This window comes from Kitasatospora sp. NPDC092286 (assembly GCF_044755565.1).
GTDB lineage: Bacteria > Actinomycetota > Actinomycetes > Streptomycetales > Streptomycetaceae > Kitasatospora.
In genome coordinates this window covers 20,407-44,804 of sequence record NZ_JBIVRD010000009.1, presented here as the reverse complement: position 1 = coordinate 44,804, position 24,398 = coordinate 20,407, and the positions used below count along the sequence as shown (strand labels likewise).

The 24,398-nt window shown below is 70.3% G+C and carries 37 protein-coding genes; 36 read left to right on the top strand and 1 reads right to left on the bottom strand.

Annotated features, from left to right (window positions below; genetic code table 11):
* Positions 1-160: 160 nt before the first annotated feature.
* The gene (locus tag ACIQIB_RS11200) at positions 161-1,438 is read right to left on the bottom strand and encodes a trypsin-like serine peptidase (protein ID WP_400757619.1); all 1,278 of its coding nucleotides are present in this window, start codon (positions 1,436-1,438) and stop codon (positions 161-163) included.
* Between the two features lie 220 nt (positions 1,439-1,658).
* Here ACIQIB_RS11200 and ACIQIB_RS11195 point away from each other — a divergent pair, with 220 nt between their 5' ends.
* The 36 genes from ACIQIB_RS11195 (at position 1,659) to ACIQIB_RS11020 (ending at position 24,361) form a co-directional block, all read left to right on the top strand.
* Entirely contained in the window at positions 1,659-2,018 is a 360-nt protein-coding gene (locus ACIQIB_RS11195; RefSeq protein WP_400757618.1) for a hypothetical protein, read from the top strand.
* A gap of 88 nt (positions 2,019-2,106) precedes the next feature.
* Complete coding sequence (locus tag ACIQIB_RS11190; RefSeq protein ID WP_400757617.1) at positions 2,107-2,967, top strand: peptidoglycan-binding protein; 861 nt, start codon at positions 2,107-2,109, stop codon at positions 2,965-2,967.
* Positions 2,968-3,002: 35 nt separating this feature from the next.
* Positions 3,003-3,254 carry a hypothetical protein gene (locus tag ACIQIB_RS11185; RefSeq protein WP_400757616.1) on the top strand — a complete coding sequence of 84 codons (252 nt, stop codon included), beginning with the start codon at positions 3,003-3,005 and terminating at the stop codon, positions 3,252-3,254.
* A gap of 278 nt (positions 3,255-3,532) precedes the next feature.
* Positions 3,533-4,123 carry a hypothetical protein gene (locus ACIQIB_RS11180; protein WP_400757615.1) on the top strand — a complete coding sequence of 197 codons (591 nt, stop codon included), beginning with the start codon at positions 3,533-3,535 and terminating at the stop codon, positions 4,121-4,123.
* 212 nt (positions 4,124-4,335) lie between these two features.
* A complete protein-coding gene (locus ACIQIB_RS11175) occupies positions 4,336-4,698 on the top strand; it encodes a hypothetical protein (RefSeq protein ID WP_400757614.1) in 363 nt (120 codons plus the stop codon).
* 30 nt (positions 4,699-4,728) lie between these two features.
* Positions 4,729-5,847 (top strand): AAA family ATPase, encoded by a 1,119-nt coding sequence (locus ACIQIB_RS11170; protein ID WP_400757613.1) that lies wholly within the window; start codon positions 4,729-4,731, stop codon positions 5,845-5,847.
* Between the two features lie 296 nt (positions 5,848-6,143).
* The gene (locus tag ACIQIB_RS11165) at positions 6,144-7,283 is read left to right on the top strand and encodes a hypothetical protein (protein WP_400757612.1); all 1,140 of its coding nucleotides are present in this window, start codon (positions 6,144-6,146) and stop codon (positions 7,281-7,283) included.
* A 49-nt stretch (positions 7,284-7,332) separates the two neighbouring features.
* A complete protein-coding gene (locus tag ACIQIB_RS11160) occupies positions 7,333-8,238 on the top strand; it encodes a helix-turn-helix domain-containing protein (protein ID WP_400757611.1) in 906 nt (301 codons plus the stop codon).
* 95 nt (positions 8,239-8,333) lie between these two features.
* Positions 8,334-8,723, top strand: coding sequence for a hypothetical protein (locus tag ACIQIB_RS11155; protein WP_400757610.1), 390 nt, complete (start codon positions 8,334-8,336; stop codon positions 8,721-8,723).
* An 84-nt stretch (positions 8,724-8,807) separates the two neighbouring features.
* Entirely contained in the window at positions 8,808-9,212 is a 405-nt protein-coding gene (locus ACIQIB_RS11150; protein WP_400757609.1) for a hypothetical protein, read from the top strand.
* A gap of 48 nt (positions 9,213-9,260) precedes the next feature.
* Positions 9,261-10,085 carry a hypothetical protein gene (locus ACIQIB_RS11145; RefSeq protein ID WP_400757608.1) on the top strand — a complete coding sequence of 275 codons (825 nt, stop codon included), beginning with the start codon at positions 9,261-9,263 and terminating at the stop codon, positions 10,083-10,085.
* Entirely contained in the window at positions 10,078-10,281 is a 204-nt protein-coding gene (locus ACIQIB_RS11140; RefSeq protein WP_400757607.1) for a hypothetical protein, read from the top strand. The genes ACIQIB_RS11145 and ACIQIB_RS11140 overlap by 8 nt, the downstream gene beginning before the upstream one ends.
* On the top strand, positions 10,278-10,400 hold the full coding sequence (locus tag ACIQIB_RS11135; RefSeq protein WP_400757606.1) for a hypothetical protein: 123 nt from the start codon (positions 10,278-10,280) through the stop codon (positions 10,398-10,400). The genes ACIQIB_RS11140 and ACIQIB_RS11135 overlap by 4 nt, the downstream gene beginning before the upstream one ends.
* Before the next feature lie 89 nt (positions 10,401-10,489).
* The gene (locus ACIQIB_RS11130) at positions 10,490-10,924 is read left to right on the top strand and encodes a hypothetical protein (RefSeq protein ID WP_400757605.1); all 435 of its coding nucleotides are present in this window, start codon (positions 10,490-10,492) and stop codon (positions 10,922-10,924) included.
* 63 nt (positions 10,925-10,987) lie between these two features.
* Positions 10,988-11,464, top strand: a complete 477-nt coding sequence (locus tag ACIQIB_RS11125) for a hypothetical protein (protein ID WP_400757604.1) — start codon at positions 10,988-10,990, stop codon at positions 11,462-11,464.
* Between the two features lie 61 nt (positions 11,465-11,525).
* Entirely contained in the window at positions 11,526-12,065 is a 540-nt protein-coding gene (locus ACIQIB_RS11120) for a hypothetical protein (protein WP_400757603.1), read from the top strand.
* Positions 12,066-12,076: 11 nt separating this feature from the next.
* Positions 12,077-13,570 (top strand): DNA cytosine methyltransferase, encoded by a 1,494-nt coding sequence (locus tag ACIQIB_RS11115; RefSeq protein WP_400757602.1) that lies wholly within the window; start codon positions 12,077-12,079, stop codon positions 13,568-13,570.
* A gap of 119 nt (positions 13,571-13,689) precedes the next feature.
* Complete coding sequence (locus ACIQIB_RS11110) at positions 13,690-14,130, top strand: hypothetical protein (protein ID WP_400757601.1); 441 nt, start codon at positions 13,690-13,692, stop codon at positions 14,128-14,130.
* Positions 14,131-14,211: 81 nt separating this feature from the next.
* Entirely contained in the window at positions 14,212-14,586 is a 375-nt protein-coding gene (locus tag ACIQIB_RS11105) for a hypothetical protein (protein ID WP_400757600.1), read from the top strand.
* Positions 14,587-14,731: 145 nt separating this feature from the next.
* The gene (locus ACIQIB_RS11100; RefSeq protein ID WP_400757599.1) at positions 14,732-15,325 is read left to right on the top strand and encodes a hypothetical protein; all 594 of its coding nucleotides are present in this window, start codon (positions 14,732-14,734) and stop codon (positions 15,323-15,325) included.
* Between the two features lie 103 nt (positions 15,326-15,428).
* Entirely contained in the window at positions 15,429-15,797 is a 369-nt protein-coding gene (locus ACIQIB_RS11095) for a hypothetical protein (protein ID WP_400757598.1), read from the top strand.
* A gap of 227 nt (positions 15,798-16,024) precedes the next feature.
* Positions 16,025-16,372, top strand: a complete 348-nt coding sequence (locus ACIQIB_RS11090; RefSeq protein WP_400757597.1) for a hypothetical protein — start codon at positions 16,025-16,027, stop codon at positions 16,370-16,372.
* A gap of 45 nt (positions 16,373-16,417) precedes the next feature.
* Entirely contained in the window at positions 16,418-16,759 is a 342-nt protein-coding gene (locus tag ACIQIB_RS11085; protein WP_400757596.1) for a hypothetical protein, read from the top strand.
* A 150-nt stretch (positions 16,760-16,909) separates the two neighbouring features.
* Positions 16,910-17,206, top strand: a complete 297-nt coding sequence (locus ACIQIB_RS11080) for a hypothetical protein (protein WP_400757595.1) — start codon at positions 16,910-16,912, stop codon at positions 17,204-17,206.
* A gap of 260 nt (positions 17,207-17,466) precedes the next feature.
* Entirely contained in the window at positions 17,467-17,763 is a 297-nt protein-coding gene (locus ACIQIB_RS11075; RefSeq protein ID WP_400757595.1) for a hypothetical protein, read from the top strand.
* Between the two features lie 81 nt (positions 17,764-17,844).
* Positions 17,845-18,405, top strand: coding sequence for a hypothetical protein (locus tag ACIQIB_RS11070; protein WP_400757594.1), 561 nt, complete (start codon positions 17,845-17,847; stop codon positions 18,403-18,405).
* Complete coding sequence (locus ACIQIB_RS11065) at positions 18,402-18,875, top strand: hypothetical protein (protein ID WP_400757593.1); 474 nt, start codon at positions 18,402-18,404, stop codon at positions 18,873-18,875. Before ACIQIB_RS11070 ends, ACIQIB_RS11065 begins: the two co-directional genes overlap by 4 nt.
* Before the next feature lie 3 nt (positions 18,876-18,878).
* A complete protein-coding gene (locus ACIQIB_RS11060; RefSeq protein WP_400757592.1) occupies positions 18,879-19,055 on the top strand; it encodes a hypothetical protein in 177 nt (58 codons plus the stop codon).
* 31 nt (positions 19,056-19,086) lie between these two features.
* Positions 19,087-20,217: a PP2C family protein-serine/threonine phosphatase gene (locus tag ACIQIB_RS11055; RefSeq protein ID WP_400757591.1), complete on the top strand. Its 1,131-nt coding sequence runs from the start codon at positions 19,087-19,089 to the stop codon at positions 20,215-20,217.
* Positions 20,218-20,345: 128 nt separating this feature from the next.
* Positions 20,346-20,627 (top strand): hypothetical protein, encoded by a 282-nt coding sequence (locus ACIQIB_RS11050; RefSeq protein WP_400757590.1) that lies wholly within the window; start codon positions 20,346-20,348, stop codon positions 20,625-20,627.
* Between the two features lie 67 nt (positions 20,628-20,694).
* Positions 20,695-21,042: a hypothetical protein gene (locus ACIQIB_RS11045; protein WP_400757589.1), complete on the top strand. Its 348-nt coding sequence runs from the start codon at positions 20,695-20,697 to the stop codon at positions 21,040-21,042.
* A 95-nt stretch (positions 21,043-21,137) separates the two neighbouring features.
* The gene (locus tag ACIQIB_RS11040; RefSeq protein WP_400757588.1) at positions 21,138-21,488 is read left to right on the top strand and encodes a hypothetical protein; all 351 of its coding nucleotides are present in this window, start codon (positions 21,138-21,140) and stop codon (positions 21,486-21,488) included.
* Between the two features lie 66 nt (positions 21,489-21,554).
* Entirely contained in the window at positions 21,555-21,908 is a 354-nt protein-coding gene (locus ACIQIB_RS11035) for a hypothetical protein (protein ID WP_400757587.1), read from the top strand.
* Between the two features lie 20 nt (positions 21,909-21,928).
* Complete coding sequence (locus ACIQIB_RS11030; protein WP_400757586.1) at positions 21,929-22,585, top strand: hypothetical protein; 657 nt, start codon at positions 21,929-21,931, stop codon at positions 22,583-22,585.
* Positions 22,582-23,181 carry a hypothetical protein gene (locus ACIQIB_RS11025; RefSeq protein ID WP_400757585.1) on the top strand — a complete coding sequence of 200 codons (600 nt, stop codon included), beginning with the start codon at positions 22,582-22,584 and terminating at the stop codon, positions 23,179-23,181. The genes ACIQIB_RS11030 and ACIQIB_RS11025 overlap by 4 nt, the downstream gene beginning before the upstream one ends.
* A 91-nt stretch (positions 23,182-23,272) precedes the next feature.
* Positions 23,273-24,361 carry an N-6 DNA methylase gene (locus ACIQIB_RS11020; RefSeq protein WP_400757584.1) on the top strand — a complete coding sequence of 363 codons (1,089 nt, stop codon included), beginning with the start codon at positions 23,273-23,275 and terminating at the stop codon, positions 24,359-24,361.
* Positions 24,362-24,398: the final 37 nt, after the last annotated feature.

The following is a 24,398-nucleotide window of genomic DNA, read 5'->3' as shown; positions in this document are numbered from 1 at the left end:
CGATCTCACCGGAGATGCAAAGGTACGTGGACGATCCAGCAGCTTTTGAAGAATTTATGCGGACGAATCCTCCGCAGCCGATGATGGAGACGATGCGGGCGCCGGGAAAGTAGAAGAGGCAGTGGGTCCGCATCCTCGCGGGCCCACTGCCTCAGTTCTTTCAATGAGCGTTGAGCCAGTTGATCACACCTACGGCGGCTGATCCATGGTTGGACGAGTAGAGGTAGTTCTCGACGAAGTTGTTGTTCGCGTCAACAAGGCGGTGGCTATTCGCCCCTACGATTTGGTTGTTGCCCCCGAAGTTGACGATCTGTGGGCCCCCGCTGGCCCCATGGCCCATGTCGCAGGCCAGCTTCAAGCGATTGTCGAGAGGGTTCCAGTTTCCGGCATCGACGGCAGTTCCGTGGCAGTACATTGGCTTGGCGCCATCGTGTAGGCTTGCGCTTGTACGGTTGTATCCGTCGCTCGGATATCCGAGGGACGTAACGTTGTTAATATCGGTGTTGCCATTGAACTGGTACCCATAGGCGCCGAGCCAGTCCTGAAGGTTGCCGAACTGAGAGTTCGGGAAGACGATCCCGCCGGCGATGTCGCTCCAGAGGAGGTCGGCGTCGTCGGACCAGCCGGCCGAAACGACGCCTGTCCGAAGGGGCCAGTATCCCCATGGGGCGGTTTCGTCGTACCCGGGCGCGAAGAGGAAGTTGGAGTGGAAGCTTCCGCTTTTTCCCCCGCTGTGCAGGCAGTGGCCTGCGGTCCAGATCGAGTTCTTGTTGTTCGAGACGATGCCGGCTGCGGTGCACGAACCGAGCCGGTCGCCGACGGTGTAGAAAAGCCTGCCCGTTATGTTGATGTCCGGACCTAGCGGCGATGCGAGGTCGGAGTATGAGCGGTCGGCGATCGTGGCGCTGGTAGCCATTGGTGAAGCCGCAGCTTTGTTCTGGCGCTCCGGGGCGACTGAATCTGCCGCTACAGGGCCGCCCTGCTGTGTCTTCTTCTGGTTCCGCTCCGCCTTCTCGTGAGCCCTCCTTGCGGCTTCGGCGGTGATGGTTGGAACAGGCTGTGCATTCTCTGCGGCCTGCCGCAGGCGATCCGGCGTCCAGAAGTCGACTACGGACCTGGCCGTAGACTGCGAGAATTCGATTGTCTTGGTGCCCTCGATGGATACTTCGTTGGTCGCGGGAGCGGCCTTGGCGGCGCCAGCCCCAGCTGCCGAGAGGATGAGCGCAGCAGCTACCGAAACTATGCGTCGAACTATCAACCCCAGCTCCAATTCTAATTGGATCTTGTGATTGTTGTACGTGCACGGCGTTCCATTTGAAGGTATCAATTCGTTGAAGATCGGAAATTGATCGGAGGGGTTGTGGCTGGAATGATTGCCGATTCGACCGGTAATCGCCGGGAGGGGTGAGGATTTGGTGGGTGATGTCGCATTTGGCATCCATAGGGGTTGATTTAGGACATGTGGCGATTATTGGGTGCCAAGGGTCAAGCGTGGGTGGGCAGTCGAGAGCTGACGGAGGGACATCGCCGTGAGTTGACGGCCTGAACTTCGGTCGAGAGGCGCCGCGTTGCGGCTTGGTGAGTTCGGCGACTGCGGTGACTGCGGTGACTGCCCGTAGGATGGCGGTCGGCGCGGGGAACGCCCTTTCGGAGTTTCAGTGAGCGTCCCGCCGACCGCAGAGCCCACGCTGTGGGAGCTTCAGCGCGTCATCCTCCAGATCCGCGAGGACCAGCGCGACGGCATCGCCGGGCTCCGCGAGAACCTGCGCGCTGACCTCCAGGTCCTGGCCGGCCGAATCGAGCAGGCCGTGACCAAGGACGTCTACCTCTCCGATCAGCGCCTGACCGAGCAGCGACTCGCTGTCCTCGAACGTGACCTCGCAGCCGAGGTCAGGGCCCGGGCGGCAGCCGAGGATTCGGCGGCGGCCGCGAGGCGCTGGCTGATCGGCGCGTTCGTGGCTCCGCTGGTCGTCGCGGCGCTGCAGCTGTGGATGCTGTCGAAGGGCGGCCACCCGTAGAACTGCGGCCTTCCCCAGGCCGTGAGCCCGGGCAGGCCGCCGAGCACGACCCATCAACTGGTGCGCGGGGGAGAAACGCGAACCAACCATGGCAACACCTCTGTCCGCCGACGCCTTCCTCAACGCCCTCCGAAACGAGGGGGTCTCCGTGAACGAGATCGGCGGCTGGCGCAACCACAACCGCAACAGCAAGGGGGCGTGGGGCCCCGTTCACGGCATCGTGATCCACCACACCGCCACGTCCGGCACCGACGCCTCCGTGCAGATCTGCCACGATGGCTACGCCGGGCTTCCCGGCCCGCTGTGCCACGGCGTGATCGCCCGCGATGGCGGTGTGCACCTCGTCGGCTACGGCCGGACCAATCATGCCGGGGCGGGCGACGGCGACGTGCTCGCCGCGGTCATCGCCGAGCGGAACCTGCCCTCCGCCGACCAGGCCAACACCGACGGCAACAGCAGGTTCTACGGCTTCGAATGCGTCAACACCGGCTCAGGGTCAGAGGATTGGCCGGACGCCCAGGTCGAGGCGATGGTGCGTGCGGCTGCTGCGGTGTGCCGCGCGCACGGCTGGACCGAGCGGTCCGTCATCGGCCACAAGGAGTGGCAGCCCGGGAAGCCGGACCCGCGGGGCATCGACATGGGCGAGTTCCGGGCCCGGGTCGCTTCCCGCCTGGGCAGCCGCCCTGCCCCGCAGCCGCAGCCGTCCGGGCCGCCGGCGTACCCGGGCCGGGACGCCTTCGGGCCGGGCCGGTCGAACAGCAGCATCCTCGCCCTTGGCCAGCAGCTGGTGCGCCGAGGCTTCGGCGGGGCGTACAGGGTCGGGCCGTCCCAGTCGTGGGGCGAAGCCGACCGGCAGAACGTGGCCAGCTTCCAGCGCGCCCAGGGCTGGGGCGGATCGGACGCCGATGGCCTGCCGGGCCCGGAGACCTGGCGCCGTCTGTGGTCCTGAACCCCGCCCCCGCCCCCGCCTGTTCGAGGATTTCCGTGAACCTCTACCTCTCCCTGCTGCGCACCGCCGTCCCCGCGCTGGTCGGCTGGCTGGTTGCCCTCGCCGCCCGGTACGGCCTCGACCTCGACTCGGCCGCGCTCGCTGGGGTGCTGCTCCCGGTCGTCTCCTTCGCGTACTACGCGCTGTTCCGGCTCGCGGAGCACTTCGTGTCGCCGCGCTGGGGCTGGCTGCTCGGCTACGCGAAGCCGCCGGCGTACCCGGGCGGTAAGGCCGCACTGCCGCAGTGATCCGGGCGGCCGGGTGGATCGCTGCTCGGTGATCTGCCCGGCCGTGCTCGCCGGGGTGTGCCGCCCACGAGTAACCCGCCTCCTACCCCCGGAGGGCGAGCCGAAAGGGGTCGCAGGACCGTACTGCCCCGGATACAAGTTGGGCCCCTGTTCCGTATGGAATGGGGGCCCGACCTCTTGGACCTTCGACTCTAGCAGCAGAATTTCGGCGCCTGGCCTCCGAGACCCTGCCGCATAGACTTAATACTCACATGTCGGCGAGTGCAGGGAGTGGCGCAGTGGGTGGTACTGGACGGAAGCCGGTGATCGTGGGCGGGCAGGAGCTCTCGGCGATCTACGACGGGCCGCCGCGCAACGCGGCGCAGTGGATCCAGCGCGGACAGCTGGACTACGAGGAAGCGAAGATCGTCAGCGGCCGGGCGTACTGGACGCTGCAGTTCGCGGTCGGGCTCGGCGAGCGGTTCGCGCGGCCGAAGGAGCCGAACATGGCGGTCGTCGAGGAGCTGGTGCAGACGCAGTCGCCGGGGCGGAGCCTGGTGTCGGCCCTGGCCGTGCATCTGGCGGACCTGCCGCCGATCGTCGGCAAGCAGGAGTTCGTCGCCATGATCGTCGGCGAGGACCCGGTGCACGGCCTGCCGAGGCTGGACCACGCGCTCAAGACGGGGACGTTCCCCGCGCCGGACTGGAAGCTGTCCGGCTCCCCGCTGTGGCTGCTGGACAACGCCCTTGAGGGTGCCGCCCGGATGAACGCGGCGCCGAAGGCCAAGCCGGTGGTCATCGACGAGGAGGTGGAGAAGGGCCTGCGTGAGGGCACCTACGCGGGGCCCGGCTCGGTGATCCTGACCAGGGGCGTCACGAAGAAGAGTTGACCACCCCACGAGAATGAGTATAGAATCTAGGCATAAGGAGAGCGACGGGCTCTCCGATCGAGACTGGGGGTGTTCATGACGGTACGACCTGCGCCCTGCTGAGGCGTCGAGGGTGGCGCCCCGCCGGCTCCCCGTGAGGGGGTGTCGGCAAGGGATTCGACTTGTATGGGGAATCTTCGTAGTATCCCCATCACGTCGAGGGGAGAGAGCACGTGCTTGCCGTCACGCAGGACCACCTGCCCGGTCTGGAGGCCGTCCGCCGAGTCGTCCTGCCCGGTCCGCAAGAGCCCCGGCGCGGCACGATCCAGGAGCGGTTCGAGCAGTTCCACGACCTCAACGGCTGGGTGCTCGCCGAGCTTGAGCGGCTGACCGCCGAGTGCATCGAAGCGCGCTTCTCGAAGATCAGCCTCGGCATGCTCTTCGAGCTCGTCCGCTACAGCTACGGCCGCGCCACCCTCAGCGCCGACGACTTCGCACTGAACAACGACTACAGGTCGCGCTACGCCCGCCTGCTCATCGAGCGCCACCCCGAGTGGGCCCCACACATCGAAGTCCGAGCCCTGCGCACGGACTGAGCACCACCACGACCTCTTGGAGAAGTCACCGTGCCACCGAAGATCAAGTCCCGTAAGCCCACCTGCGTCATCCCCTACCCGTTCCTCCTGATCGAGGGCGAGGAGGGCGCCGGCAAGACGTACTCGGCGTTCGAGCTCTCCGCGTCGGAGCGGATCGGCCAGATGTACGTCGTCGACCTGTCCGAGGGCTCCGCCGACGAGTACGGCGCGATACCCAACGCCGACTACGAAGTCATCGAGCACGACGGCACGTACCAGGACATCGCCGAGCAGGTCGAGGCCGTCCGGGAGGAGGCCCAGCGGGCCGCCGCAGCCGGAGAGAAGCCCGTCGTCCTGGTCATCGACTCCGGCACCGCCCTGTGGCGGATGCTGTCCAACTGGGCGGGCGAGCGGGCCAAGCGCACGCAGCGCAACCGCGACAAGCTGCGCAACGACCCGGACGCCAACGTCGACGTGACCCGCAACCTGTGGAACGACAGTTCCAACCGCTGGTACCGGATCATCCACGCGATGCAGACCTTCCCGGGCATCGCCATCATCCTCGCCCGCGGCAGGGATATCTCGGCGACCGGCGAGGACGGCCAGCCGCTGCTGGACGACCGGCGCCGCGTGGTGCGGGAGTGGAAGGTCGGCGCGCAGAAGGACATCGGCTTCGACGTGTCCGCCTGGGTCCGAATGCGGCGCGACCGGACGCCGGAGCTGATCAAGGCTCGCACGCTCAGGTTCCGTGTGGAGAGCGGCAATCCGCTGCCGCTGCCCGGCTTCTCCGTCGAGCGGCTGGTGTTCGACCTCCTGGGCTGCTCCACGGCCAGCCAGCCCCGCCAGATGCCCGTGCTGGTCGGCGACCGCACCGGCCCGTGGATGGAGCGGATCGCCGCCGCGACGAGCCGTGACGAGTGCCTCGTCTTGTGGACCGAGCTGGACGCCGGGGCGGAGACGGGCCTGACCGAACCGGAGTGGAACACCGTCCGGGGGGCTGTCAGGGCGCGGGTCGCCGAACTCGCGGCCCCCAAGCCGGGTATGGACGACGCCCCGGACAGCGACGCCGCGCGGCTGCGGGCCGCCGCCGAGGCGCAGCAGGCCGAAGCCGACGCCGAAGTCCTCGGCGACCCGCCGACCCCGGCGCCGGCGCCCGCCGCCGCTGCGTAGCGGAGGAAGGCCGGGCCGCCCCGAACAGGGTGGCCCGGACCTGCCCGTACGAGCCATGATCGGCAACTTCCGCCCGGCACCCCTGTGCCACGGCGCGGCCTGCCATGCCCGCTGCGACTGCTGCACCGAATGCGGCTGGCCCCCCGAGGACTGGTGCCCCGGCTGCGCGGGCTGCGCCTGTGTCGGCGGCTGCGACTGCCCGCCGTCGGTCCCGCGCCCGCGGTAGAGCCGTCCCCTCCCCGGGGCGAGGCCCCGGCGTCTCGCCCCGCCCCTTGACCTCTTGGAGCAGTACACCCATGTCCACCCCCGTTCTGGAACGGCCCGAGTCGCCGTCCATCTGGGTCGCGGCCGACGCCGCCGACCAGGCCCGGCCCCGCTCCCGGCAGCGCCAACTCGGCGCCTCCGACCTCGTGTGCGAGCGCCGGGCCGCGCACATCTACCACGGCTCGCCGCGCACCGACCACGTCGTCAGCCCCGCCGCGATGCTCGGCACCTACATCCACGAAGGGCTGACGACCGCCGCCCGCCGGGAGTTCGGCTGGCTGGTCGAGAAGAAGGTCGCCGACGCGGCGATCCGCGGCAGCATCGACGTGGTCCAGCTCGACCGGGTCACCGCCCGCCAGCTCCCGCGCCGCCTGCGCCCCAAGGTGCCCGCCGACGTGATCACCGTCGAGGACATCAAGACGCGCACCATCTACCGCTGGGACGAGGTGCTGCGGTACGGGGCGACTGCCGGCGAGCTGCGCCAGGTCATGACGTACGCCCGGCTGCTGATGACCGGAGGGTTCTCCGACGACGACGGCCAGCGGGTTCTGGCCCGCCTCGGTCCGCTGCGCGTCGAGCGGATCCGGCTGCGGTTCATCTGCCGCGACGACGGTGCCGAGCACATCCAGGAGGTCCCGTACGACCCGGAGATCGCCGAAGAGGCCGTGTGGTGGCTGGAGCGGATCGCCGACACCGCGCACCCCGAGGAAGCGCCCCGCACGTTTCTTGGGCCCGGCATCGACGCGCAGTGCGACTTCTGCCCGTTCGCCACGGCCTGCTGGGGCGAGTCGGTCGGCGGGCGGCCGGTGCAGGCCAACATCGTCCGGGACGACGCCGACGTGGCCGTTCACCTGGCCGACTACGTCAACGCCCACCGCGAGTGGGCGGACGCCGACCGGATCAAGAAGTTCGTGCGCAAGGCCGTCGACGGTGCGGTGGAAGGCCCGTACGGCCGCAACGTCCTGCACTGGCAGGGTGCGGACAAGCGCGTGGAGGAGCCCGACATCCGGGCCATGATCGAAATCTTCGACAGCCTCGACGCGCCGATCCCTACCGTCCCGGACACGGACCGGATGGTGAAGGCCCTCGTCTCCGCCGGCATCGCCGTGCCGCTGCGCTCGGTCACCAAGAAGGCGTCCCGCCGGATCGACGTACGGGCGGCCCGGGAGTGAGCACGGCACCCAACGGCACCGCACCGCGCCACCGAGGGGGAAGGCCCGCATGTCGATTCACCTGATGCTCATCGCGGCCTACCTGCCGCCGGACATGGTCACGCCGACGGAGAAGCTGGCGCTGATGAAGATCTGCGACTCCGCCGACGACGAAACCAGGCTGTCGCGGCCGGGCCTGCACCGGCTTGCGGCCTGGACCGGGGTCAGCGAGAAGCGCACGATCACGTTGGTCACCCAGCTGGTGGAGAAGGGCTTGGTGGAGCGCATCGAGGTCGGCAAGATCGGCCGGACGGCGGTGTACAGGGTGTTTCCGCTGGTGCTGCCGACGCTGCCGCACACGGAGGAGCTGAAGGAGCGGCGCAGGGCGGCCTCCACGGCGCCGCGCAACCCCCGGCTCGCCCGGCCGGGTGTCGCCCGCTCCAAGCCGGCGGCCCCGGCGCGCACCTACGAGGATGTCGACAGGCGGGAGGCGCGGGCCGCCGAGAAGCGTGATGGGTTCCCCCAGGGCGACCCACCAGTGGCCCGGTCCCGGGTTCCCCTGGGGGAACCCGCTGGGTTCCCCCAGGGGAACCCAGTCAGTTCCCCCGGGGGAACCCCTTTCTTTCCTTCTGTTCCTACCTCAGTCCTTCCTACCCCCCTACCCCCCACGGCTGACGCCGCAGGGGAAGCGCCTCCGGGCACAGGGAAGGCGGGCCGGGCCTGCCCGCGGCACAGCAGGGTGGCGAAGAACTGCCGGGCGTGCGGAACCAGCGCCCGGGCAGGGCGGGAAGCGGAGGAGAAGCGCCGCCGCGAGGACGCGCACCGTGCCGAGCAGGCCCGCATGGCGGACTTCCTGCGGGACAGCGAGGCGCAGCGGCAGCAGGCAAGGGAGCGGTCGGACGATGTCCAGAGCGCGCGGGCGCTGGCGATGGAGGTAGCGCGTGGAGCCCGCCAACGCAGCCGATATAACGAATAGATAACGGTAAATCGGGTGTTGTGCCACCTTCTCGAATGAGTATAGAATAAAGACGAAGGAGGGGGACAGGCCCCTCGGTCAGGAAAGGAAACGGGATGCTGCCCACGCTCGTCACCGGCAAGGACTCCAAGGGTCACTGGACCTACGCCCTCGACTACACGGGCATTCTCGACCCGCTTGTCCGTGCCATCGCCGTCGAGCGCACCGAGGACGAGGACGTGGACCGCGACCTCGACGAGATCGCCGACTTGGCCAGCCGCGTGAAGGGCGCGGTCGACGAGGACGCTGCGGAGAGCCCCGCCGCCGAGCTGTCATGGAGGGTCGACCAGTTCGTTGCCTCCCTCGGGCTCGACCGCTACGACTTCCCGGCCGAGCCGAATCGGTTCGACATCGGGAACGCCCGGGTCGTCGCGCTCAACATGCGGGCCATGGCCGACGCCCTCACCGCCTGGGCCGACCGGCACGCCGGCGACCGGGCCGCCTGACCCCCCACGGCCGGGGGGTGCATCCCCCCGGCCTCAATCTGTATGGGGACTCATTGACGAGCCCCCGGCTACTGGAGATTTGCCGTGACGCTGCCCGACACCCCCGTCCTCGCCCCCGCGTACAGCCCGATCACCGAACTCGCCCGCCACCGCGGCGTCACCTTCCACATCGCCAGCCGCCGCCAGCACGCCAGCCTCCTCCTCCGCCTCCCCGACGGCTCCCTCCTCGACATCACCGACGACGGCGTCGGCGGAGCCACCGCCCGCAAGCCCAGCGGCGCTACCGGCTGGAAGGCCGCCCGGATCCTTCCCACCGGCCACTACACCCCCCTCTACGACTCCACCCTCCTCGGCCGCTACCACCACCTCGGAACCGACCCCGACCCCCTGCTCGCCGTCCTCGCCCGCTACCTCCCGCCCCCGCCCTCCATGCCCGACCCCCGTACCCGCCGCAGCCACCTGCTGCGCCGCCTCCTGCGCCTCACCTGACCCACCCGACCACCAGCACCACCGCCCGACGACCTCTTGGAGAACCCCGTGCCACTCGCAGCCGTGCCCGACCACAACCGCGTCACCGACCCCGCCTGGCTCGCCCTCTACGCCATCTACGAGCCCCTGATCACCCCGCTGCGTCGCCGGGGCCTCGTCACCGACATCGACGGCTGCGGAGGCCAGGACCTGATCCTCACGAAGCTCCCCGACGGCACCCACCTGGCGATCGGCCCCGGCGCCGAAGCCGGCGGGCTGCCCGGCCACATCGACAGCATCACCGAGTGGCTGGTCATCCGGGACAGCGACGACAACCCGACCGTCCGGCACGTCGTCTACGACTCCACACCCACCGGCCCCGACGCACCGCACGGGGCGTTCCTCGCCCCGCTCCTCGTCGCCATCGACGCCTTCCTCACCAGCCGCGGCATGCTCCCCGAGCCGGTCACCCACTCCGCCGTCATCACCATGACCACCGTCCACGAGTACGGACCCGCCGCCTACGCCCCGACCCGGCCCCTCGACTCCGTGACGGAAGCCGCGCAGCGGGCCGCCGAGATTGCCGAGACCTTCCCCGGCGACATCATCCAGCACCACGCCAGCCGCGACTGGCCGCGCTACGTCCTGGCCGACGGAGACCGCCTCGTCGTCGTGCAGGTCACCCTCGCCGAGCTGATCCCCGGCGGCCGCAGCCTCGGCGTCCGCTGCTACTGCCCCTTCGCCCACCCCGAGACGGAAGAGGACGAGCTGCGCCTGCGCGAGGGCATCGAGTACCTCCACCGGATCGGCGACGCGAACGGCCTGTACATCGCCATGATCCGCTTCTACACCGCCCGCGACTGCCCGGCCCGGAAGGCCAACCGGCATGCCTGACAACACCCCCGGCCCGCTGCCCGACGGCGAACACCCGGCCCTCCAGCGCGTCTTGGACCTCCTGTGGGCCTCCCCGGAGCTGCGGCCCCTGCCGAGCCCGGCCGGGTCCCGCCGGCGGGCGGCCGACCGGCTCGGCCACGCCGACCTGGACACCACGACCGCCACGTACACCACGACCCGAGGAGAAGCCGAATGAACGCCGTTGAAGCCGTAGGACTCGCGATCGCCGTGACCGGGTTCCTCATCGCCTTGTACGCGCTCCGCATCGCCCTCCGCGCCCGCAGGGTCATCCGGCAGGACCGCACCAAGCCCTGAACCCGGCGAACAGCCACCACGCCCCGGCCCGCGAACGCGGGCCGGGGCCACCCCTACAGACCTCCACCACGCACACGAAAGGCACCTCGATGGGCAGGGCCTACCGCCTCAACGGCAACGAGTACTCCGCCGTCTACTTCCTCGACCACTTCACGCACGCGGCGGTCCTGCGGGCCATGGACGGCTTCGGCATGATCCAGGACCTGGACGTGCTGCGCCTCGCCGAGACGGCCTTCGACAGCGCCTTCCGCGGGGGCTGCCCCGTGGACGACTCCGCGACCAAGGCCCTCGTCGAAGCCCTCCGGGAGACGGGGGCCGCTGAGCCCGCCGGCATCCCCCGGCACAAGCTCGCCACCGGCGAGGGCTGGCTGATCACCCCTCCCGAGATCACCGCCGCCCTCGCCGCCTACCAGCGGGCCCCGCACGACGAGCGGGCCGCAGCCGTCGCCCGCATCGACGACTGGGACGGCTGGATCGACTTCCTCCACATCGCAGGCGACTTCGCTGGCATGCGCAGCCACTGACCACCACGACCTACCGGGCGGGCCGCAACGGCGGCCCGCCCACCCCGAACGGAGACGAACCTGATGGGCTTCCAGCTCAACATCGAGACGACCGACGGCACCGACGACCGCACCTGCTGGCAGTTGTTCAGCAATGGGGGGATGGCGGCGATCCGAACTGCCATGAGGGACTTCGGGATGCTCGCCGATCCGCCGGTGCCCGACCACGTGCTGCTCAGCACCTTCGGCCTCACCCGCGACGACTTCACCGGACCGGGCCAGGTCGTGCCGGGCAAGGAAGCCAACCTTGCCGCCGTCCAGGCCGCCTACGACGCGAGGATGAGCGCCACCGAAGCGGAGATCCGAGGCATCCCGCACTACAAGGTCGACGGCAACGACGGCTGGCTGATCGCGCCGGCGGAGATCACGGCGGCGCTCGCCACCTACGACGCGGCCCCGGCCGGACGGCGGGCCGACATCGAGGCCACCTACAGCGACTGGGCTCCCTGGCTGGCCTTCCTCCGCCGCTCCGTCGAGCACACCGGCATCCGCGTCTACTGACCCGCACCCTCAACTTGACTGGGGACACTTCAAGTGTCCGACCTGACCTCTTGGACTTCCGATGACCGACCACCACAACGCCGAACCCGCACCCTCCGACGACCTCCTCGCCCGGCTCGGGTTCCACGCAATGCCCGAGATACGGCCCGTCACCTCGTCCCACGACGACCTCCTCGCCCGCCTGGCCCACCAGGCACTCCACGGAGTCCGGCCCGCCACCGCCGCCCCCGGAGCCATCGAGATCGTCATGGGCCCCAACCACTGGGCGAAGGCGATAGAGCCCTACCGCGGCGAGCTGGTCGCCACGGCCGACAGTCAGGACGCCGCCAGCCGCGCCACGCCCGCCGCCGTCCGAGCCCAGCTCCCGCCGGGCGAGGTCACGCTCCTGCGTGAGCGCATCCGCGACGCAGTGGTCTCGCTGGAGCACATCCACGACGGGCTGATCTTCGACAATCCGGACGCCGCCGACGCCATCGCGGCCGTCATCTTCCGCCTCAGCCCCTCCAGCGAGGAGGACAGCGAGCACCCGGAGCAGAGCGAAGCCCTCGGCAACCAGGCGCCCCCGTCCACCCACACGCTGCCCGACCACAACGAGAGCTGAGGGGAGCCACCGTGTCCGTCAAGTTCATCGACTTCCTCTGCGGCGCCGGCGGCTCCAGTACCGGTTTGGTCGAAGCCGGGCTCGAACTCGTCCTCGGCGTCAACCACTGGGCGCTCGCCCTGGAGACCCACGCCGCCAACCACACCAAGGCCGACCACCTGCGGATCGACGTCAGCGCCCTGCCGATGCGCTACCTCCCGAAGGCCGACGTGCTGTGGGCCAGCGTCATCTGCACCGAGATCAGCCCCGCCGGAGGACGGCCCCGCGAGAACCAGACGTTCGAACTCCCCGATGGTGACGACGAGTTCAAGACCCTTCCCGACGCCGCTTTCGAGAAGACCAGGGTCACGGCCTGGTGCGTCGTGCGGGCCGCCGAGGTGCACAAGTACCGGGCGATCGTCGTGGAGAACGTCACCGAGTTTGCCACCGACTGGGTTTTGTTCCCGCAGTGGATCGCCGCCATGCAGGCGCTCGGCTACAACTACCAGGTCACATCGGTCAGTTCAGCGCACATCGGTGACACTGACAACCTCCACGCCCCGCAGTGGCGGGACCGGATCTACGTGACGTTCACCCGCCGCGGCATGCGCAAGCCGAACCTCACCCCGTCGCCGGCGGCGTTCTGCTTCGAGTGCGGGGAGCACGTCAATGCCGTGCAGACGTGGCGCGATCCGGCGGTGACCATCGGCAAGTACGGCGTGAAGTACGACTACCGGTGCCCCAACTCCCGCTGCGACCGGGCGCTGGTCGAGCCGTTCGTCCGTCCCGCCTCGGCCGCCATCGACTGGAGCGACCTCGGTAAGCGCATCGGGTCACGCCGCAAGCCGCTGGCCGACACCACCATGGACCGCATACGCGCCGGCATGGCCCTGTTCCCGCACGTCCCGTACTCCGTGACCCTCACCCACGGCAAGGACGGCGGAGACCGCGCCTACGCCCTGCACGAGCGGCCGATGCCCACCCGCTCCACCAAGCAGGGCGAGGCACTGCTCGTCCCGACCGGCGGTTCGTGGAACACCACCCCTTACCCGGTCGGCCAGCCGCTGCGGACCCGCACCACCCGCGAGTCCGAGGCACTGCTCACCCCGCCGTCGCCGTTCGTCGTGGAGTACCGCAACCACTCCACCGCGTCCAGCGTGCACAGCCCGCTGGCCGCCGTCACCGCGCAGGGCAACCACCACGGGTTGGTCCTGCCCGGCGGGCACGTCGACCCGCGCGACCGCAACACCCTGGTCGTCCCCTACCGCAAGAGCGCGCCCAAGCACGCCGGAATGCCGTTCCACACCCTGTCCACCAAGCAGTCGGCGGCGATCGTCGTCACCGAAGAGTCCATCGCCGACTGCTGGTTCAGGATGTTGAAGCCGAAGGAGCAGCTGGCCGGGCAGAGGTTCCCGGACAGCTACATCGTGCTCGGCAATGGCGCGGAACAGACCATGCAGGCTGGCAACGCCGTCTCGGTGAACGTCGCCCGATGGATCGGCCGCCAACTGCTGGAAGTCCTGTGACCGGCCCCCTGGCCCCCTCCCGGCCCCGGCTGTGCCGGCGCTCCACTTCCTGACCACCTCCCTTGCCGTCCGCGCCCCGACCGGGGCGCGGACGGCCACCACCGAGAAAGCCCCGACCTGTGTTCACCGCTCTTCCCGACACCGACCTGTTCACGCCCGCGTGCTTCCGCGACCCCCGCTACAGCCCCGCCGAGGGGGAGTGGAAGACGAAGGACGGCCTCATGGAGATATGCGAGCCGGTCCTGCCGAACTGCACGCTCTGCCCGCACCGCGCCCAGTGCATCAGCCAGGTCGCACCCCACGCGCGGAAGTTCGACGGCGTCTGTGGAGGCAGGATCTGGCTTGACGGCGAGGTCATCGCCACCGCGGTCGGCGTCGACGAGGAGGACCTGCCGCTGCCCGGGAAGGCCCGCGACGTGTGCGGCAGCACCGCCGGCGTCGACAAGCACCACGCCTTCGGCGAGCAGAAGTGCGAGGAGTGCCAGGCAGTCGCTGACGCCGACACGGAGGAGCAGTCCGCCAGCGAGGAAGAGCAGCTGTTCCTTGAGTTCGCCGCCTGACCGGGCCAGGGCTTCCGCCCGAGCCCCACCCGAGTGCACGCCCGCGCCCACCCAGACCCCCGAGACCACGGGAGAATCCGCATGCCGTACAGCCCGACCCTGGCCGACCTGGCCGAACTCGCCCTTGCCGAGAAGCGAGCCCAAGACCGCCGCCGAACCCGGGCCGGTGCGGGCGACGCCGGGCGCTTCGCCCACGTCCACGCGACGGAGGTCCTCGGCGCCGGAGCAGCCGGACTGCTCGACTGGGAGGACACCTCCACCTACTCGGGCGAGTACCGAGCCGCCCGAGCCGCCGTCCCCGGTACGCCCGGCTGGTACCTGCGGTGGGCAGGCGATGAAGACGGCGACACCGACAAGTTCGAACTGCTCCGGCCGTGCGCGCACGTCGGCCACCGCAACCACATCCACGGCCTCGCCGAACTCGGCGCGCTCATGGAGCAGCTGAACGACAACTGACCGTCCGGAGCGGGCCCGCATCGTGCTGGCACCCGGCGACCGCCGGGGACGACGCGGGCCCGCGCCTCCAACCACGAACCACCACGACAAGCACCCGCGGCCCGGATGGGGCCGGCGGCGGGAAGTCACGAGAAGGAACTTCCCGATGAGCACCACCGTCACGGCCAGCGGCCCCGTACCCCTGGTCATCGGCCTCGACCTGTCCCTCACCTCCACCGGCGTCGCCGGACCGGACTGGGCCGACGCACTACGCCCCAAGACCGGGATGCGCGGCCACGCCCGCCTCGACTGGCACCTCCAGGCGATCACCGACCGGGTCCGCCGCGCCGACCTGGTCGTGGTGGAGGGCGCGGCCTACGGCCACGGCGCCCAGGCCGGGCACCACGAACTCGCCGGACTGTGGTGGATGGTCACCCAGGAGCTGTGGCGCCAGCGCATCCCCTACGCCCAGGTCCCGCCCGTGCAGCGCACCATCTACGCCTGCGGCGTCGCCAACCCCGCCAAGGAGCACCCGAAGACCGTGCGCGCCCGCGTCGCCAAGGGGATGGTCCGCGACGCCGTCGCCGAACGGTACGGCCTGGAGTGCGACGGCGCCGGACGCTACGACAAGGCCGACGCCTGCATCCTCGCGCACATGGGCCGGGACTGGCTCGGCCACCCGGTGGTGGCCCTGCCGGAGCAGTACCGCCGCGCCCTCACCGGAGTCAGCTGGCCCGCACCTCCGGGACTGGTCGAATGACGGCAACTCCTTTGCAATAAAGGGGAATTGCTTTACCCCGGAGTGGACCTACCAGGAAGGATGAGTATAGAATCTAAGTACAAGGTCGAGGGGAAGGAACCCAGTGAGTCTGCACCGCGAGAACGTCGCCTGGCAGTGCCAGGACGGAACCTGGTCGATCGGCTTCTACGTCTTCGAGCCCGATGGCGACGAGGGCGCGGAGGACTTCGACCGCGAGTGGGGCGTCCACTACAACAGCAACGCCTTCTGGTTCCTCTCCGTCGGCCACCCCGACCCGGACGCCGCCCTCGATGCCTATCTCAAGGAGGAGCCCAACCCGGGCGGCGGACTCATCCTGCGCTGGGAGCTGGAGAACCACCGCGAGATCGCCCGGCTGGACGCCATTGCCGCCGCATACCCGGCCCGCCTCGCGGCCGAAGCCGCAGTGGAGGAAGCCAGGTGGGCCGCGATCTTCGCGGGCTGGAACCGGTAGGCCGAGCGCCCGCCGGCCGGGGTGTCCCGGCCGACGGGCCCTGAGCCGACCCGCCACATCCGCTTCATGGTCAAGGCCCCGGCCCGCGCCCCGGCGACGGACCCTCGCGGACCGCCGCAACTCTGGCTCTTGTCAAGGGGATTGAATCGCCAATGAGTGGACACCAATGCATCAGGGAGTATAGAATCTAAGTATAGGAATCAGGGAAGCGAGAAGTAGGGAAGACCATGGCCATCACCACCGCCGACCCCGCCCAGGCCGCCTCACAGCTCCACACCCACCTGCTCGACGGTACCCTCGCGGCCTGGATCGGCCAGCACTACGACCTCGCCGCCGACGAGACCGTCACCGCCGCAGCCGCCGCCGAGTCCGCCATCCGCGACACATGGGCCCAGACCGCCCACACCCAGCCCTTCACGGCATGGCTGTCCGACGTGAGCCCCGCCCTGTTCCTCGTGCTCGCCGACGGCGCGGCGCGGACCGTCGGGGACCCCTGGGCCGGCGCCAACCAGCTGCGCATTGCCCGCCTCAGCCTCGGACTCCTCGCGACCGACTCCCACCTCGACGCGAACTGACCACCCCGGGCGGCCCCCGCCGGGGGCCGCCCGCCCAGGAGAACCATGACCACCGCCACCGCCACCGCTCCGGCCGACCTTCGGGCGCTCATCGGCGCCCCAGACCTCATCCCCCTCGCCGCCTGCCTCGCCCGCTCGCACGGCCTCGCGGCGATGCCCGCCGCCTACGCCGCCGCAGTCGCCGAATGCGCCACCCACGCTGTGTGGGAGGGTGCCGGCGGATCGACCCCGTATGCCCAGTGGCTCGCGACGGTTCCCGAGGCGGTGATCGCCGCCGCCGTCGACCTCGCCGTGGCCGCCGCCCGCGACGGGCACGAGGTGGCACTGCGACACCTTGCCTGCACCCGCGCCGTCCTCGACGCCATCGCCACGCAGCTCGGCCACTGAGCGGACCCGGCCCCGCGCGGCCCGCAGGCGAGGGCAACTCACCTGCATAAAAGTCGAGTTGATGGGCTCAGAGTTGGACACCGACTCCGAATGAGTATAGAATCTAAGTAAGAGATGAGGGAGACACCCCCACTCAAGAAGGGAAACCCCATGTACGCCGCCGTCGCCACCGCCACCGCCGAGCTGATCCACAACCCGGCTATCGAGGCCCGCGCCGTCCTCAACTCCGTGTTCGTGGACGTCACTCCGGACGACGACCGCACCGTCAAGATCGCGTTCACCGGCGCCCCGGAGTGGGGCCACATCCGCGTCGACTTCATCCTCCTGGACGCCCGCAAGGCCCACGTGGACACCGTGACCGGGACTTTCCCCGCAGGGCAGGCCGCAGGCCAGGCTCACCAGGCCCTCTTCGACGTGATCGACGCCTGGTACCCGCCGGCCTCCTGATCCCCGCCCGGCCCGGGGGTCGCGCCACGCGGCCCCCGGGCGGCCAGCCCGCCTCGGAGGGTTCGGCCGACCGGTCGGCGGGGCTCTTGTCTCGGCCCTGCGTGCTCCTGCGCATCCTGGGGCGGGGTGTCTGTGATTCTCGGGCAACTCGGTCCCCGTGTGCGGGAGTTGATGTTCCTGGGAGTGGACACCCCCTCTCAATGAGTATAGAATCTAAGTAAGAGATGGGGGAGACACCCCCACTCAAGAAGGGAAACCCCATGTACGCCGCCGTCGCCACCGCCACCGCCGAGCTGATCCACAACCCGGCTATCGAGGCCCGCGCCGTCCTCAACTCCGTGTTCGTGGACGTCACTCCGGACGACGACCGCACCGTCAAGATCGCGTTCACCGGCGCCCCGGAGTGGGGCCACATCCGCGTCGACTTCATCCTCCTGGACGCCCGCAAGGCCCACGTGGACACCGTGACCGGGACTTTCCCCGCAGGGCAGGCCGCAGGCCAGGCTCACCAGGCCCTCTTCGACGTGATCGACGCCTGGTACCCGCCGGCCTCCTGATCCCCGCCCGGCCCGGGGGTCGCGCCACGCGGCCCCCGGGCGGCCAGCCCGACACCACCATCACCAGGCAGGAAGACCGACATGCCCACCACCGCAGTGCCCGCAGACCGACGAATCCAGATCACGGCAAGAGAGTGCGAAGGCCGACCCGGGACTGTACTCGTCACCGCGCCGGAGGGCAGCTGCACAGTACGGGCCGGCGACGACCCCGCAGGCAGGGCCCTGCCCTACCAGCCGCACGAGTTCACCGCGGCCGAGCCAAACGCCCTGCTCGTCGGGCCCACGGGAACCGCTCTGCGGGTGAACCTCCCGGTCGGCCGCCCGCAGCGCCGGACCGCAGCCGCCCAGATCCTCGAAGGCGAAGTCGAGTACATCCGCCTGGCCGCATGCGTCCACGGAGTACCTGTCCTCAGCCTCGCGGTCCTCCAGCAGGGTGCCGACCAGTCGGTCAACGACTACGCCACGCTCATCACCGAGATCCTGCCGGGTGGCCCTGGCCGCAACCTCCGGGGACCTGTTCTGTTCTTCGGCGCGGCCGACGACCACGGGTGGCCCACCGACCTGGGCGCCAGGGAACGCCAGATCATCGAGAAGTTCATCGGGGCGCTGCTCACCGAGTTCTCCAGCCCGCTCCGGCCGTGAAGATCCGCATAGACCTGCGCGTCAGCCTGCACGCGGACCGGTGGTCCGAGGCTGCGGGTAGCGACCCTGCGGACGCTGCCCGCGATGCCTGCTGGTACCTGAGCGATGCTGCCTGCAGCATCCCGCACCTCGGCGAGGACGGCTGTCCGGCCGACCTGTACGCCCTGCCCGGCTGGATAGAGGAACAGGACCTGCTCGGCGCGGTCGACATCGGCACACGCTGGAACGTCGAGTGCCCGGCGGCCGACTGGATCACCTGGCGCGCGGACCCCGCTTTCCACGCCGACTGGCACACGATCCCTCCGGGGGAGGCGCGCCAGGACCTCGCCCGGACCGTGATCGACGGGCTCGCCAGCATGGCGCTGATCGCGGACTCCCGGGCTGTCGTCACCCTCACGCGCCCGTGGCACGAGGTCTACGACCACCGCGAGCAGGCACGGCCCGAGCTGCACCGAAGGGGCCACGAGTGAGCCGTGCGGAAGCCCACCTGGCCGGAACGGGGTGAGGTCGTGCTCGTCGCCCAGTACGACATCACCTGCGCCCGTTGCGGGTTCACCGTCGAAACCGGCGACTTCGTCGGCTGGGTCTTCGACGAGCTGTGCTGCGAGGACTGCGTCTACGCCCATGAGGCCCTGATTGTCCTGCCCTGAACATCCCCGAACGACAAGAGAGTTGAAAGACATGATCAAGACCTTTGCCTTCGCCGTGGACCCGGACGGAACTCAGGACGAACTCAGTGGCCACGTGGGCCGCACGGTGGTCGTCCACACGTCGGCCGAACAGGCCGTGTTGAAGTCGAATCTGGGCCCCGGCTACTCCTCGCTGCCGATCGGCCCGTACATCCTGCACCACGGCAACGGGCCGTTCGAGGAGGAGAGCAATCGCTACGCACAGCAGTTGTGGACCGGCCTAGCCGGTGGTGGACGGGCCCCGCTCTTCCGGGGCTCCGTGTTCGTCACCGGCCGGCGTCGAGCTGACGGAACGTACCAGGAGCTCGCCCGGGACGAGATCACCCGGCTGTCCGGCCTCGCCGACTCCGCGCAGTGGGTGCATCCGGGCGGCCCGGTCATCTCGGCGGCGCAGTCGAGGGGTCTGCGCAGTGAACAGTGCGACGCCTTCGCTGTCCACCGGGACCGGGCCAGCGGGGTCTGGGCGTTCGTGGTGTGCGACGGCATTGGGGACGACGAGGAGGTCACCGAGTTCGTCCAACACTTCGCACCGTTCCTGGCCCGCTCGGCGGCGGCCACCGGCTCGCCCGGCCACGCGATCAGGCTCGGGCGGGACGCGGTGCCGGACTGGAAGGAGAGCACCGACAGCTGGGTAGCGGGCACGACGGCGGTCGTCGTGACCTGGCACCCCACGTGGACGGGCCTGCGCGTCGGCTGGGCGGGCGACTCCCGCGCCTACGCGATCAGCCCGACCGGCCTGGGTGAGCTGCTGACCACCGACCACAACCTGGCGCAGAAGAAGAGGTCCCGGAACCTGCCAGTGGGCCCCAACGACCACCACAGCCTGCTGTCGGACCTGGGCTACGGGGAGATCGGCGAGCGGACGGTCAGCCGGGGCCGGGTGGACCGGCTCCTGCTGTGCAGCGACGGCGCATACCAGCCGATGGAGGAGGCCGGCGGGCGGCTGGCCGGAGGCTTCGGCGCTTACCCGGTGACGGTCCTCGACCTGTACCCGGCGAAGTCCGCGGCCGGGGTGCTGGTCACCGACGCGGTCGAGCGGGCCCGGACGACCAGCCTGCGAGGCCCGGGAGATGAGCACGCCGACAACGCGACCGCCCTCGTTGTTGCCCTTCCGAAGCTCTGACCTGCGGAAACGGTCGACGTCCACCGGTTGAGAACTTCCCGCCGAAGTGGACCCCCACTCGTGATGAGTATAGAATCTAAATCAAGAGGGAAGGGGGGAAGCCTCAACCCGAAGAGGGAGGAACCGCCGTGAACGCCCTGACCGCAGCTGCCGCCGCCGAAGCCCGCCACTACGCCAGCGTCGCCCGCTCCCGCGCGGCCCGCGCCGAGCAGGACATCCACCGCCTCACCCTCTCCGCCGCCGCCCTCGCCCTCGACTCCGTCGCCCGGCTCATGGCCCGGCCCGGCCGGGACGCCGCCGTCCTCGACGCCCTCGACATCGCCGAGAACTACGCCACCAGCGCCGACGCCGGGCCGGGCGCACTGCCCCGAGGCTTCTCCCTCGCCGTCCTCGACTACCTCACCGCCTGACCCGCCCCGCCGGCGGCCCGGCCACCCCGGCCGGGCCGCCCACCCCACCCACCCGGAGGAACATCCCATGACCGTCGCCGCCATCGGCTCCCTCAACTTCTCGATCATCGAGATGCGCTGCCCCGAGAGCCACATCGACGCCGTCATCAACACGCTGAACGACGCCGACCCCACCCCCGCCGTCATCAACAACGCCTTCAGCATGGTCGCCACCGCCAGCACCGTCGCCTGGGTGATGCGCCGCGCCGACAACCAGGCCCTCACCTACCACCAGTTCCGCGACCTGGTGCGTGCCCGCTACTTCGGCGACCTCTTCCGCCACGCCATCTCGATCGGCGCCGACTTCGACCAGATCGGCGACCTCGCCGAGCGAATCACCGCCGCGCTGGCCGAGGACCCGCAGCTCAACTCCTGATCCCGCCCGGCCGCCCTCTCCGGCCTGAACGCCTAGACCGGCCAGCTCGCTTCACCGACCCACCAACCAGGCCAGTACACCGACAGGAGCACACCATGAGCATCGAGATCGGCCCCGGCCTCTCCGTTGGCATCGCCGAGATCCGCGGCCCCGAGCACCACCACTTCGCCATCCTCGACGCCATCGACTCCGCCGACTGCATCAGTGCGGGCCTCGTCGCCAACGGCTTCTGCATGGTCGAGCACGCCATCTCCGTGGGCTGGGGCATCCGGCCCGACTCCTTCGGCGCGCTGACGTTCCGCCAGTTCCACGAGCTCGTCCGCGACCGCTACTACGCGGAGCTGTACCGGCACACCCTTGCGATCGGGGCCGACTACGAGCGGATCGGCGAGGTCGTCGCGGACATCGCGGTCGCGCTCCTCAACGACCCGCAGCTCAACTCCTGAACTTCTCCCCTCCCGGCCCGGCCGCCCCGGCGGCCGGGTCCCCTCCCGAAGGAACACCCCCCGGTCATGACCCACAGCCCGAGCCCCGACCTGTCCGCCCCGCTCCGCGACCAGCTCGCCTACGTCCCCGAGCACCACCTGCCCGCCGTCGTCTCCCAGGTCGTCGCCCACAGCCTGCCCCCCGCCCAGGTCCACGCCGCCGGCGCCCTGGTCGATCACGCCATCACCGTCGCCTGGGCCAACCGCCTTCCCGGCCTCTACCGCCTCGACCTCGGCCAGTACCGGCACCTCATCCGTGACTTCCACTACGCCGAGCTGTTCCACGGGGCGATCCACCAGGGTGGCGACCTGCGCAACGTCGCCGCCCTGGCGGCCCTCGCCTCGACCTGCGTCCTCAACAACAGCGACCTGCACCACTGAGTACGGACCGGAGACATCCCATGAACACCCCAGCGCCGAGCGTGCCCCAAGCGGTCTTCAGCACCCTCGTGTCGGCCACCAACATCGCCGCCGCCAGCTCCATCCTGTCCGGAACGCCAGGACGGGTCGACCTCCTCATCGACCGGGACTCCCTGACCGGCGCGACCCACGTCCTCGGCTACGCCGACGGTCGGCTCCTCGTCCGGGAGCGTGTCCCGTTCAACCCGGCCGAGGTCCGCCTCCACCTCCACGACCTGCGCTCCGGGCCGGTCAGCGCGGAACGCAGCCACGCGTGGTTCAAGGCCGTCGAGGAGGCCGCCGCAGAGGCGCCGGAGCCCGTCGCCGAAATGCTCACCGAGAGGGCCCACACCTACCACCGCCCCCACCGGTGCCAGCACTGCGGAGCCTTGGATCCCCTGCGGGAAGCCCCGCGCTGGACGGTCATCCTCGACAAGGACTGGGAGATCACGGGCGTCTCCGCAGGGGACCTGACGGAGGGCGCGAAGCGAGCCGTCCTCGACTCCGGCGGGTTCGCGTTCGTCCTCAACGCCTCCTCCATCCCCTCGGCCTACGACCGGGCCCTCGTCGTACTGGACGACCATCTGAACGGCGACCGGAGCCTCGGCGACAACGAGCTGGTGCTGTCTGTGACGGCTCCCCGCCAGGAGGGCCGGTGAGCAGCCCCTTCCCTGCTGCGCTGCGGGCCGTGAGCGTCAGCCTCGGGCTCCGGCCGCACATCGAGCGGACCGTCCGCGAGACGGTGGACGCTGCGATCGCCGGCGCCTACGGGCACCGCCCGCGTGAGCTCCGGGGGCTGACCCCCGGGCAACACCGCGAACGCCTCACCGCGACGGCGGGCCCGGCCTTCTTCGCCTACACCGCACTCCACCTGAGCGGGGAGTACGGGAGGGCCGCCGCCCACCTGCTGCACACCCTCGATGCCCAGGCGAGCGGACAGGCGGCCCGGTCCGGCCCTTCCCCGGACCCGGCACGCGGGCTCAACGGTGCCGGGGCCCCTCGCTGTCCGCGCCGAGGCGTCTTCCACGACGGCCCCGGGCTGGCGGACACCCTGATCGGCCTCCAGGTCGAGGTCACCGCCGCCGCCGAGCTCCTGAACAGCTTCGACTACGAGCGCGCCGACACCGCCACGCTCGCCATCGCCGCCCGCCTCGCCGGCGTGGGCACGATCAGCGTCCGGTTCGCCACGGCCGTCGCCCGCCACCTCGTCGAGACCGAGGCGCGGCGGCTGACCGAGGCGCCGCCCTCCGGCTGACCCCTCCCTCTCCTGCCATCCCTGCGGCCCGGCCGGTCGCCCCCGTGACCGGCCGGGCTTTTCCATACCCAAAATCCGAGGACAAACCATCATGAAGCGGACCCAGCAGCTCAACCTCTTCGCCCCGGCCGTCGTGGAGGACGACGAGGACGAGTACGACTTCTTCCAGCCGAGGGACGAGCCCCGCCTGCGCCTGGTGCGGACGGCGCCGGCGGCCCCCGTGGCCCCGAGCATGCCCAAGGCCGCGACGAGGCCCGCCCCGAAGCGGGCGGTCCGCCGATTCCCCGTACCCCGCGGCACCAGTCCGCACGCGGCGGCCCGCCGCACCGCCGAAGCCGTCGCCGACGCCTGGCACCGCAGCCACGGCGGCAGCCGGATGGAGATACCCGTCGGCGTGGTCGCCGCCCTGTCCTTGTGGCCGGTCAAGGGCGCCGACGCGCACCTGCAGACCGACTTGATGCTCGACCTGGACGCCAAGGGCCTCGTCGGGCTGATGCGCGAGTGCTGGGCCTACTGGTGGCTGCGCCGTCCCGACCTCGCCAACCGGGCTCTGCCGATCTGCACGTGGATGGAGGAGGCGCTGAGCGACCACGAGCTGTCCTGCGTCAAGGCGGTCGCCCATGCCGCGATCACCAACAGCCTGCTGGAGCTCACCGGCTCCTCCGTGGACCCCTACGACCTCGCCGAGTGCGACCTGATGTCGTGGACGATCACCGGTCTGCGCAGTCACGGCGCCCGCGAGGGACTGGGGGAGTACCACACCCCGCCGGAGGTGTGCGAGCTGATGGCGCGGATGGAACTCGGGGACTGCTCCCAGGTCGGGCCCGGGTTCAGCATCTGCGACCCGGCCGCCGGCACCGGGGGGATGGTGCGCGCCGCCGCCCAGCTGATGCGCGAGCACCAGGTCGACCCGCGGACCTGCCGCTGGCACCTGGCCGACATCGACCCCATCGCCGCCGCCGGGGCCGCGACGAACATGATCCTCTGGGATTTGGGCCCGCACACCACGGTCTGGTGCGGGGACACCCTGGCGCAGGCGGACACCGAACGGCTGGCCCTGGAGGAGAAGGTCGCGATCTTCAAGCACAGGGACGGCGTGGTGCGCGACATGACCATGCTGGCGGCGATCGGCGGGGCCGAGCGGCTGTCGGCCGGTGCGGTGGCGGCGCAGGCCGCCTGACCGGGGGGAGGCGAGTGGACACCCCATCCAATGAGAG